Below are 10,380 nucleotides of genomic sequence, written 5' to 3'. Positions count from 1 at the left end.
GGCGCGAATTAGTCAACCACTTCAGATAAAAAGTGTGGTGATGACAACCCGATGTTAGTTCCCAGATCCAATGGAATAGCATCAAACCCAAACAACCAAATAATAACGGTGCAAATAAATGATAATCGATCGCTTGTCGCCAATCGCCACGGACGATCGCGACAAACGATCTAGTCATGCCACAACTGGGACAAATAAATCCTAGCCAATGTCGCAGCGGGCAAAAGATCGTCTGAATCCGACATCCCGCTGCATAGAAACAACTAGCAATTAGTGGCGTAGCGCAAATGCCTAACCCGTAATAACGTCTGAGTTTTGCCGAGCGAGATAATCTCACCACAGAATTAGAACCAACCTTTTTTACTATTCACATAAGTATCGACAAACTCGCGATCGCTTTTCGTGAGATAAGTAATCCCTTCGATCAGTCCGATAATGCCCATAATCGGGCTAGCGATAAAACAGGTGAGCACGCTAACAGCCAGCATGATCGCACCTTCGGTGGTGTAACCGAGCACGAATTTATGGATGCCCAGCGAACCGATTAAAATCCCACAAATCCCCGCTGCCATTTTTTTACTCGCATCAGCTCCGTCTTGCATAAACCAACTCCTAAAATTTATTATATCGATCGACAAATCTTACCATCTAGAAGTCAGTATGCCCCAGCGTACGATCGAAATTACCAGTTATATCTGCTACCAGCACAAACAGATTGGCAAAGATCGAAATTCATACCCGTGGATCTGGGCTGTTGCAGATTTCCCAGACCAGCAGGACACAGCGATTGACAGCAATAAAACACTCGATCGCCCTGTACAATAAGTAATTGAGAGAGAGTAGGTGAGGTGGTTGCGAATTCGCTAGTCGAATTTCGAGGAAAGTCCGGGCTTCCGAAAGACCAAACTTGCTGGGTAATGCCCAGTGCGAGCGATCGTGAGGATAGTGCCACAGAAAAATACCGCCATGGGAAGTGGATAGTGAATAGTGAATAGTGAATAGTTTTTTCTATCCACTATTCACTGTCCACTATCCACTACCTACGGTAAGGGTGCAAAGGTGCGGTAAGAGCGCACCAGCAGTATCGAGAGGTACTGGCTCGGTAAACCCCGGTTGGAAGCAAGGCAGGAGCGATGGTTGGTCTTTTCCCTGTTCCGATCGAGATCCGCTTGAGGTACTTGGTAACAAACTACCCAGATAGATAACCGCCGTCTCGCAAGAGATAACAGAACCCGGCTTACGTTCCGACTCTCTCTCTTGTCGCACACAAACGGGAGGTTTCCTCCCGTTCGTTGGCGAAGCCTTCCCGAAGGGAGGTGCGCCGCTCTCTATTTTTTTGCATGTAGATAAGATGTACCCACGACGACAACAAGAATTAGCGAAGTTGATTGGTCGGTTGGGCTTACCTGAAAATCCGCAGATCGATTGGTCGTTGTTGGATATTGCCTTGACGCATCCCACGATGGGGGTGCCCAACTACGAACAGTTGGAATTCATCGGTGATTCGGTTGTGAGGCTAGCAGCATCGGAATTTTTGTGGGAAACTTATCCCGATAAATCGGTGGGGGATTTTTCGGCGATTCGGAAAGTACTAGTGAGCGATCGCATTTTGGCACAATTTGCCGATGGTTATGGCTTCGATCGCTATCTCACCCTGGCCGCTTCGGCAGTCGGCGATCCGTCTGGCCGCGTCTCGCGGCTGGCTGATGCCTTTGAAGCGGTCTTAGCCGCTCTGTATCTGACCACCAATAATCTCCAACTAATCCGCCCATGGTTAGATCCGCATTTTCTCCAATTAGCCACCGAAATTCTCCAAGATCCGGCGCGGCAAAATTATAAAGATGCGCTCCAGGAGTGGACGCAAGCGCATTACAAAGCCTTGCCAGAATACCGCGTCCGCGAAGATCCGCTCAAACTCGACCGGTTTCAACGTTTTATTGCCGAAGTGTGGTTTCGCGATCGCCATCTAGGCACTGGCAGCGGTCAATCCAAAAAAGCCGCCGAGCAAGCTGCGGCCAAAGCGGCTTTTACACAGTTAATATCCCCGAAATCTTAAAGTGAGGGGGAGCTGGGCGCGAACAGTGCGGGAACAGGGGAGTTGGCCAATCCTCGGTGGTTGACAAACTCTGGCGAGTGCGAGTGCGATCATGATGATTGCGCTCAATAGTTGGCTGTTATTCACCACTTTTACACCCACTCCTGAAACATTGCATTTGCACATACTGCCTGGATACGAACTGCGCTCCTCTCTATCGATTGGCGGAAATAGTGGGGTGACGATCCAGTCAATCGATAGACATGAAATGCTGGATCGAACTGATATTGTAGTGCGCGTGGATCATCATGATCGGCTAACTAAACGTGATGCCGGTAACACCTGACGATCGCTCCCTACGAGTAGAATTTGAGACATCGATCTCAGGATCGATTGAATCTAAAGCGAAATCAATAATCGGGAGCATAATCGATGAAAACTAATGCCTACGCAGCTCAAACTGCCACTACACCACTCGCACCCTTCGACCTTCAACGCCGCGATCTCGGTCTGCATGATGTCGCGATCGAAATCCTCTATTGCGGGGTATGTCACTCAGATTTGCATACCGTCCGTGGCGAATGGGGTGGTACCGCTTATCCCTGCGTACCCGGTCATGAAATCGTCGGGCGGGCGATTTCTGTTGGCGCGCAAGTCCAGAAATTCCAAGTCGGGGACACGGTTGGCGTCGGTTGCCTAGTCGATTCTTGCCGCACTTGTGTCAACTGCGAGGAAGACTTAGAGCAGTTCTGTGACAATACCGTCTTTACTTACAACTCTCCTGACAAACATACCAACGGCATCACCTACGGTGGCTACTCCGAGCGGATCGTCGTGGATGAAGCATTTGTATTAAAAGTTCCGCCGAATTTGGATCTCGCCGCGACCGCACCGTTGCTGTGTGCAGGGATTACCACTTACTCGCCAATGCACTATCACAATGTCACCACAGGTCAGAAAGTGGGCGTAGTCGGACTCGGTGGACTGGGGCACATGGGGGTGAAAATAGCGAAGGCTTTGGGCGCACATGTGGTCGTCTTTACCACCTCATCGCACAAAGTTGCAGATGCGATCCGGCTGGGCGCAGATGAAGTCGTCAATTCTAAAAATGCCGACGAGATGCAGAAACAGCTCAAGAGTTTTGATTTCATTCTCGATACCGTGTCCGCGCAACATGATATCAATGCTTACTTACTCTTATTAAAACGCGATGGTAATCTCACTCAAGTGGGTGTACCACCCGAGCCGCTGTCTCTGAATGTCGGTAGCTTGGTGTTTGGTCGGCGCAGTCTCAGCGGCTCCCTGATTGGCGGTATCAAGGAAACTCAGGAAATGTTGGATTTCTGCGGTCAGCATCACATCACTGCTGACATCGAACTTATCCCCATTCAGAAAATTAATGAAGCTTACGATCGCTTGGTAAAAAACGACGTGAAATATCGCTTTGTCATTGATATGGCATCTTTGAAAGCTGGATAAATCATCACCCGATCGACATGTTTTAACTGGATAATTCGTGCTTTATCCACACAAATAATCCAGTTAAAACGGCAAGATCGGACTCATTAGTGAGTATCGGATGACAAGCACCAGAGCACACCGAAAACCACATAATACCCACCCATAACTACGGATTAGTGAGTGTTAGGACACAGCGGCAAAAAGCCCCGCCGCTCTTCAGGAGTCAGCGCTTCCCACTTAGCTAAAGGAATCCACGCTACGTCAGGAGATAGACGATCGATATCAGCTACAACAGCATCAAATAATAGATCTTCCACTAGACTATCCACGATCGCCAGTTGATGAAATAGATATAAGTTAGGTGTTACTTGGAGCTAATCAATTGACAGATATACTTATGATTTTGGAAGCTGATTAAGAACCATAGATCTGTTTTAAAAATGTATGAACTTGTTTGGATTGAGAGATTGCTGTTTTGGCTAGATCTTCTACTCTATCTATCGTATCTGAATAATCAGCCTCATTCCTAAAATCTCTTAACCTATCTAATAAATTACCAACTTGTTTCTTTTTAAAATCACTGGCTCTAATATAATATTTTTTGACAGATCCATGATCTTGAGCACTCCCTTCTAAAACTAATCCATCGAAAGTCACAGCATAATAGCGTGATGAACAGAATGCAGCATAATATGCCTTACTTATTGCTGCTCTGAGACAGGCTTCTCGATCGGGAAAAGTATCGCGATTATCGTATAGATATTCAGCTAGTACTAGATACTCATACCAATCGAATATCATACAAATCGAAGATTAAAATTTAGCAAGCCATTCGCACGATCTATTCTATCTAACCACCATTGCTCGTCAAACTCATCCAGTTTTTTCAGAGCGTCTATGACTGGTAGTGCGGTAAATATGTATGCGAATAGTTGTTTATCTCCAGCTATTTCTGGATCTGATACCAAATCCAATCTTAAATCTTCGGAAGCAAAGTATTTTCTCACCTCTTTGTAAGCATCATTTAGCAATGAGACAATTTCTTGATGCTCTTGCAGAAAAATACCAACCAATGGTTTAGATAGAATATATTTTCCTTGCAATTCCGAAAGCAGTCTATCTTTTTTACTTGTTCTTTTTTTGTAATTATTTAGGGCAACAACATTCTTACTACTATCAAGCTTTTTATCATTATTACCAGTGCAGGGCAGATCTACAAAAAGATTAGTTTTTCCAAGATTTTTCCTTGTTTTATATACTGACTTTTCTGATAAATTATTACTATCTTTATATTTTTCGGCTCCGTTAAAAATATAACTACTCCCTGATTTTACGATATACAATGATACTTTATCAACCTTTTTATCTATTTCTTGTTCTAAATAACGTGGAATGTTCATTATTGTATTGCCCCAGATTTTTTATCGCATCAAGCAAGGTATATTATTTTTTTCAAATGTTTGTTTCAAGGTCAATTCTTTTGTCAAAGATTCTTGCAGCTCTTCAATTAACTGTTCGATATCGCTGGATCTGAGAGAGAGAAAAATCTCTTGAGAACCACTAATATTTTCATATTTCAATCTCAAAACATGGGATATTAATAATCCACTAACACCAGTTGAAATTTCTTCCTTAAATATAGGTCTAATATCTGTTAATAATCTTGAATCTGATAAAATATTTTCATGCTCTGGAAATAAAGTAGAAGCCTCATAGGTAATTTTCAGAGAACTAGATGTATTTAAAAAAATCATTAATCTAGATCTTATTTTAGAGATCTCAACCGTCGAAAGCTTTATGGGTGTCTCATTTTCCAGGCTCTTGCCAAGAGCATCAACAATCACATCGAAAGAAATATATTCGTTTCTACCAAAAGAATACAATGATGCTATGAAACTTAATACTTCTGAAGTTTCAGTAGCATCTATACCATGCTGGTTTTTCGCAAACAGGGCAATCTCCTGAATGTCAAAAGTTAGCGGTGCAGTTTCGAGCGATTGCAAAATATTTTCAATTACTTCATCATCAAGTGTTGCTAGCTTTCCTAGTCCGGTTAGATACTCTTCTGGGACTTGGAAAATTCCATCATCTAGCATTATTCTTGCCATACTTCTGTAATAAACTTAAGATTGCTAATTATCTATCAATGATGCGTAGACTAAGCCTGTTACTAATTTAGCACGTTCATTGTCCCGTTGGCATTAGATTTAAGTCAGTATCGATCTCGGATTTCCGTACCGAGCTTAACGTAATTCAAGATATCGTCAGTATCGATGAAGTAATGACCGTAATTATTTTGCTGAGCCTTCTATATTGTTCCCACTTTGACTGCCATTACAATAAGTCATAAGTCGTAAGGTGAGTTTAACCACTAAACTCCCAGCATTCGATCGTCCATCCTTCCACCCCTTAACCTTTCTCTCGATCTGCGATCGATACTGCTCATTGCTCCAAATTACCCATTCCTAAGAAAATAATTTATCAGAATATGTCGTTATATAAAGGAATATTTCAATTCTAGACGACTGGAGCGGGTTTCCAGCACCCCCCATCAGCGTCCGTGCTAACATCCATCAGTGTAAGCACAAGTCATGAAGAGAGTATAGCTGTGGTACTACGGGTTGCTGTTGTCGGTTCTGGTCCAGCGGGTTCTTGCGCCGCTGAAGTTTTAGCAAAAGCTGGAATTGAAACTTATTTATTTGAACGCAAATTAGATAACGCCAAGCCTTGTGGTGGAGCGATTCCTCTTTGTATGGTGGCTGAATTTGACTTACCGCCACACATTATCGATCGCCAAGTCCGGCAGATGAAGATGATTTCGCCGTCTAATATCGAAGTCGATATCGGTCAAACTCTCAAGCCTGGTGAATATATTGGCATGTGTCGCCGCGAAGTCTTGGACGGATTCTTACGCGATCGCGCTGAGAAACTCGGTGCTAAATTGATTAATGGTACCGTCCATAAATTGGAAATGCCTGGGCTGAATACTACCGATCCTTATGTGCTTCACTATGCGGATCACTCCAATGGCAGCCTCGAAGGTGAAGCCAAAACTCTCAAAGTCGATCTCGTAATCGGTGCTGATGGTGCCAATTCTCGTGTCGCTAAAGCAATGGACGCTGGCGACTACAACTACGCGATCGCTTTCCAAGAGCGAATCAAATTGCCAGAAGACAAGATGGCTTACTACCATAGTCTGGCTGAGATGTACGTCGGCGATGATGTCTCTACAGATTTCTATGCTTGGGTATTCCCTAAATTCGACCACGTAGCGGTCGGTACTGGGACGATGAAGGTTCACAAAGCTTCAATTAAGCAATTGCAAGCGGGCATCCGCAAGCGGGCGGCCAAGAAGCTCGAAGGCGGCACCATCATCAAAGTTGAAGCTCACCCCATTCCCGAACATCCCCGCCCACGCCGGGTTGTCGGACGTTGTGCTCTAGTTGGCGATGCGGCTGGTTATGTCACCAAGTCTTCGGGCGAAGGGATTTACTTTGCGGCGAAATCTGGCCGGATGTGTGCGGAAATGATCGTTGAGCGTTCCGAACAAGGCGCAAAAATCCCCACCGAAGCGGATCTCAAAGCCTATATCAAGCAGTGGGACAAAGCTTATGGCTTGACTTACACAGTCTTGGATATTCTCCAGCGGGTATTCTACCGTTCCGATGCGACGCGTGAAGCTTTTGTCGAAATGTGTAGCGATATCGATGTTCAGAAGCTAACTTTTGATAGCTACCTCTACAAAACTGTCACGGTTGCTAATCCAATTACGCAGATGAAGATTACGGCTAAAACGATCGGTAGCTTGCTACGTGGTAATGCTCTGGCTCCATAGTCTTAGCGATCGATAATTTAACTCATAACTTAGCAACAAAGGTAGGTACCAGTACCTACCTTTTTTGTCGGCTTGAGCGGTGGCTAAATTGGGGTAAGCTGTTGGATACCTCAATTAAATATTTGAGTAAGTAAGTCGGTACAAGTATCGATCGGAGCCAAACTGCCTCAAACTTAGACAGTAACCATCCGCAGGCTTTTTAGATCTTCCAGTCCCCCAGTCCCCCAGTCCCAAATGTGTCGCCTGCTCGCCTACCAGGGTATCCCCCAATCACTCGATCGATTAATTGCCAAACCCGAACATTCGCTAATCGTTCAAAGTTATCAACCGCGTGAAATGACCGCCGGGGTAATTAATGCCGACGGCTTTGGCATTGGTTGGTACGATCGCGATCGATCCGAACACACCGCACCATTTATTTACAAACATACTCAGCCGATCTGGACGGATACTAACCTACCCGATCTGAGTCGTTATGTCGAAACTGGTTGCATGTTAAGTTACGTGCGCGCGGCTACTCCAGGGCAAGGTGTGAGTATGAGCAATTGCCAACCATTTCGAGATGGTAACTTGCTATTCATTCACAATGGCTTGATCGACAATTTTCGGGGTGGTTTATACAAGCAAATTCGGGACAAACTCCACCATCATATTTACCAGTCGATCGATGGCACGACTGATTCGGAACATATTTTCGCACTATTTTCCAATCTCTTGCATACTCATCCCGAACTGCCTTTAGAAGTTGCCCTTCAACGCACATTGCAAATATTACGCGATTTAGTCGAAGCCGAACGGACGACAATTTCTGCCAATATTGTGATTAGCGATGGCGACAGGTTGATTGCTTCTAGGTTCGCGCATCGAGCGACTGTACCTTCTTTGTATTGGATTAAAGATAGTAGCGATTATCCAGATTCAGTTATCCTGGCATCCGAACCGATTTTCGCTGGCAATTGGCAGACTTGTCCGATGCAAAGCATCATTACTGTGAGTAAGCATCGCCAGGTTGAAATATTACCAATCTAGAGTATTCTGTCATTATCAAAATTCAGCATTGCTGGCTGTAAGGATGATTGGCGATCGCCTAAAATTCACACCGTTAACCGACTGGCTCGATCTCTAACCAATGCCTTCAATGACTGGATGGAAGTAAAAAGCAAATCCTAACACGACATAAGCAGCTAACAGTAAAGAGCCTTCGAGCCAATTCGATCGACCGTCGGAACTGATTGAATTGGCAATTAATACCGATACCGCTACTGCGACTAATTCAAACGGATTAAAATTCAAGTTCATCGGTTTGTCCATCACATATCCAGCTAATACTAATACTGGTGCGACAAATAGGGCAATTTGCAAACTCGAACCCAACGCCACCGATACCGACAAGTCCATTTTATCTTTCATTGCTACCGTCACCGCTGTGGCATGTTCGGCAGCATTACCGACGATCGGAACTAAGATTACTCCCGTAAATAACGCGGTTAAACCCAATGCTTCGGTGGCAACTTCCAGGGTCGAAACCAGAAATTCTGACTCGACGGCTACTAATAACGTACAACCTAATAGTACTGAAATCCACAGTGGTAAATTGACGTGTTCGTGGTCGCTATCGCCGCCTAAATTCGAGTCGGCTAAGTCTTCTAGCTCCAGATCTGCCACATCGACATCATAGAGATAAGTATGCGTCTTCATCGAAAATAGTAGCGTCAAACCATAAACACCAATTAAGACGATCGACACCGCGATCGACAATTGCTGAATGGCATCAGTATCGATCCCCGTAGATGTATAGTCCACCGCTGTCGGTAATAGCAACGCAATCACTGCCAGATTCAAACTCGAAGCACTAACTCGGGCGACGATCGGTTGAAAGGTTTGTTCTTTGTATTTCAAACCACCGAGCAACATCGAAAAGCCCATCACTAGCAATAAGTTGCCGATAATCGAGCCGGTAATACTCGCTTTGACGACATCGATTAAACCCGCATTCAGCGCGACTAAGGCGATAATTAGTTCCGTGGCATTCCCAAAAGTCGCGTTTAATAAGCCACCTAAGGCTGGCCCCATCACGACCGCGATTTCCTCAGTTGCGGTACCCATCCAAGCCGCTAAGGGAACAATGGCTAACGCAGCGGTGACGAAGACGACTGGATCGCTCCAATGTAGAAAATGACCAGCGATCGAAATGGGGACAAATACCAGTAAAACGGAAATAATCTTGTTGAGACTCAGCATGAATGGGTGGCGATCAATACACTGTCTCTCTAGCGTACCCGAATTCTACAAAGCAAACGCTAGTGCTAGCTTTTTGCAATCATTCCACCTCATCCAGCCCAAAAGCTGGATGCAACAACCTATCCTTATTCTTGATGCTCAGTCACAACACAGTTCCAATCCTCATCCAGCCCGAAAGCCGGATGCAACAACAATATCCACAAGGATGGATTAAACTAAACGTATGTTCCAATCCTCATCCAGCCCGAAAGCTGGATGCAACAGAATATCCCCGCTAGCTACGAACTAGCGGGGATAAATAAACTAAAATTAATTAATAACCATCATGTCACAAATAACAGATACAGACTTACAAGAGCTAAAGGATTTAATCAAGGGTCTAGACAAGAAAATGGATCTAGGCTTTGCAGAAGTCAAGGGAGAGTTGAATCTGGTGAATACACGCCTAACTTTACTAGAAACTGCTGTAACTAAACTAGATGGTCGCCTATGGACATTTGGCGGCATCGCTCTAAGCGTCACCCTCGGATCGCTCCTAACCGTCTTTGTCCGATACCTGTTCTCAGACAGTCCCAAGCTCTAACCATTATCCCTAATGCCTAGTGGTTCCAATCCTCATCCAGCCCGAAAGCCGGATGCAACTATTGTGTAACCCATAATTAATATCTCTTCTCGATCGGGTTCCAATCCTCATCCAGCCCGAAAGCCGGATGCAACCATCGCAAACATAGTCGCCACAGATCGATCTAAGATGGTTCAAATCCTCATCCAGACCGAAAGCCGGATGCAACACGAGATGATGTGCTCA

General features: G+C 44.9%; 13 protein-coding genes and 1 other RNA gene. 7 read left to right on the top strand and 7 right to left on the bottom strand.

All coding sequences use genetic code 11. From position 1 onward, the window contains the following. Both RMO27_RS11070 and RMO27_RS11065 read right to left on the bottom strand, forming a co-directional pair. Positions 1-340: DUF2752 domain-containing protein (locus RMO27_RS11070; RefSeq protein ID WP_309732345.1), on the bottom strand; the 340-nt coding region annotated here is incomplete at its 3' end. A gap of 4 nt (positions 341-344) precedes the next feature. Continuing rightward, positions 345-602 carry a TM2 domain-containing protein gene (locus RMO27_RS11065; RefSeq protein WP_309732344.1) on the bottom strand — a complete coding sequence of 86 codons (258 nt, stop codon included), beginning with the start codon at positions 600-602 and terminating at the stop codon, positions 345-347. Between the two features lie 58 nt (positions 603-660). Between RMO27_RS11065 and RMO27_RS11060 the strand changes: the two genes are divergently transcribed. The 4 genes from RMO27_RS11060 to RMO27_RS11045 all read left to right on the top strand — a co-directional run bounded on the left by RMO27_RS11060 (position 661) and on the right by RMO27_RS11045 (position 3,514). Continuing rightward, on the top strand, positions 661-825 hold the full coding sequence (locus RMO27_RS11060) for a hypothetical protein (protein WP_309732343.1): 165 nt from the start codon (positions 661-663) through the stop codon (positions 823-825). Positions 826-836: 11 nt separating this feature from the next. Continuing rightward, an RNA gene (rnpB, locus tag RMO27_RS11055) (RNase P RNA component class A) lies at positions 837-1,256 on the top strand. A 95-nt stretch (positions 1,257-1,351) separates the two neighbouring features. Next, positions 1,352-2,056, top strand: a complete 705-nt coding sequence (gene rnc, locus RMO27_RS11050; protein WP_309732341.1) for a ribonuclease III — start codon at positions 1,352-1,354, stop codon at positions 2,054-2,056. A gap of 411 nt (positions 2,057-2,467) precedes the next feature. After that, positions 2,468-3,514 (top strand): NAD(P)-dependent alcohol dehydrogenase, encoded by a 1,047-nt coding sequence (locus tag RMO27_RS11045; RefSeq protein WP_309732340.1) that lies wholly within the window; start codon positions 2,468-2,470, stop codon positions 3,512-3,514. A gap of 155 nt (positions 3,515-3,669) precedes the next feature. Here the strand turns inward: RMO27_RS11045 and RMO27_RS23830 are convergent, their stop codons facing one another. The 4 genes from RMO27_RS23830 to RMO27_RS11025 all read right to left on the bottom strand — a co-directional run bounded on the left by RMO27_RS23830 (position 3,670) and on the right by RMO27_RS11025 (position 5,604). Next, a complete protein-coding gene (locus RMO27_RS23830) occupies positions 3,670-3,825 on the bottom strand; it encodes a hypothetical protein (protein ID WP_396133665.1) in 156 nt (51 codons plus the stop codon). 85 nt (positions 3,826-3,910) lie between these two features. Further along, positions 3,911-4,297, bottom strand: coding sequence for a HEPN domain-containing protein (locus RMO27_RS11035; protein WP_309732338.1), 387 nt, complete (start codon positions 4,295-4,297; stop codon positions 3,911-3,913). Further along, positions 4,294-4,896 carry a hypothetical protein gene (locus RMO27_RS11030; RefSeq protein WP_309732336.1) on the bottom strand — a complete coding sequence of 201 codons (603 nt, stop codon included), beginning with the start codon at positions 4,894-4,896 and terminating at the stop codon, positions 4,294-4,296. The genes RMO27_RS11035 and RMO27_RS11030 overlap by 4 nt, the downstream gene beginning before the upstream one ends. A gap of 21 nt (positions 4,897-4,917) precedes the next feature. Then, entirely contained in the window at positions 4,918-5,604 is a 687-nt protein-coding gene (locus RMO27_RS11025) for a hypothetical protein (RefSeq protein WP_309732333.1), read from the bottom strand. Between the two features lie 500 nt (positions 5,605-6,104). Between RMO27_RS11025 and chlP the strand changes: the two genes are divergently transcribed. After that, positions 6,105-7,331: a geranylgeranyl reductase gene (gene chlP / locus RMO27_RS11020; RefSeq protein ID WP_309732330.1), complete on the top strand. Its 1,227-nt coding sequence runs from the start codon at positions 6,105-6,107 to the stop codon at positions 7,329-7,331. Positions 7,332-7,565: 234 nt separating this feature from the next. After that, positions 7,566-8,360, top strand: a complete 795-nt coding sequence (egtC, locus tag RMO27_RS11015; RefSeq protein WP_309732328.1) for an ergothioneine biosynthesis protein EgtC — start codon at positions 7,566-7,568, stop codon at positions 8,358-8,360. Positions 8,361-8,453: 93 nt separating this feature from the next. On the opposite strand, the gene cax is transcribed toward egtC, so the two are convergent. Then, entirely contained in the window at positions 8,454-9,572 is a 1,119-nt protein-coding gene (gene cax / locus RMO27_RS11010; protein WP_309732326.1) for a calcium/proton exchanger, read from the bottom strand. A gap of 325 nt (positions 9,573-9,897) precedes the next feature. Here cax and RMO27_RS11005 point away from each other — a divergent pair, with 325 nt between their 5' ends. Further along, positions 9,898-10,155, top strand: coding sequence for a hypothetical protein (locus RMO27_RS11005; RefSeq protein WP_309732324.1), 258 nt, complete (start codon positions 9,898-9,900; stop codon positions 10,153-10,155). The last annotated feature ends 225 nt before the right edge of the window (positions 10,156-10,380 follow it).

It is taken from the genome of Chamaesiphon sp. OTE_75_metabat_556, assembly GCF_031378165.1.
Classification (GTDB): domain Bacteria; phylum Cyanobacteriota; class Cyanobacteriia; order Cyanobacteriales; family Chamaesiphonaceae; genus Chamaesiphon.
Note: the sequence above shows the minus strand (reverse complement) of the source record. Positions and strands in the feature narration are given on the sequence as shown.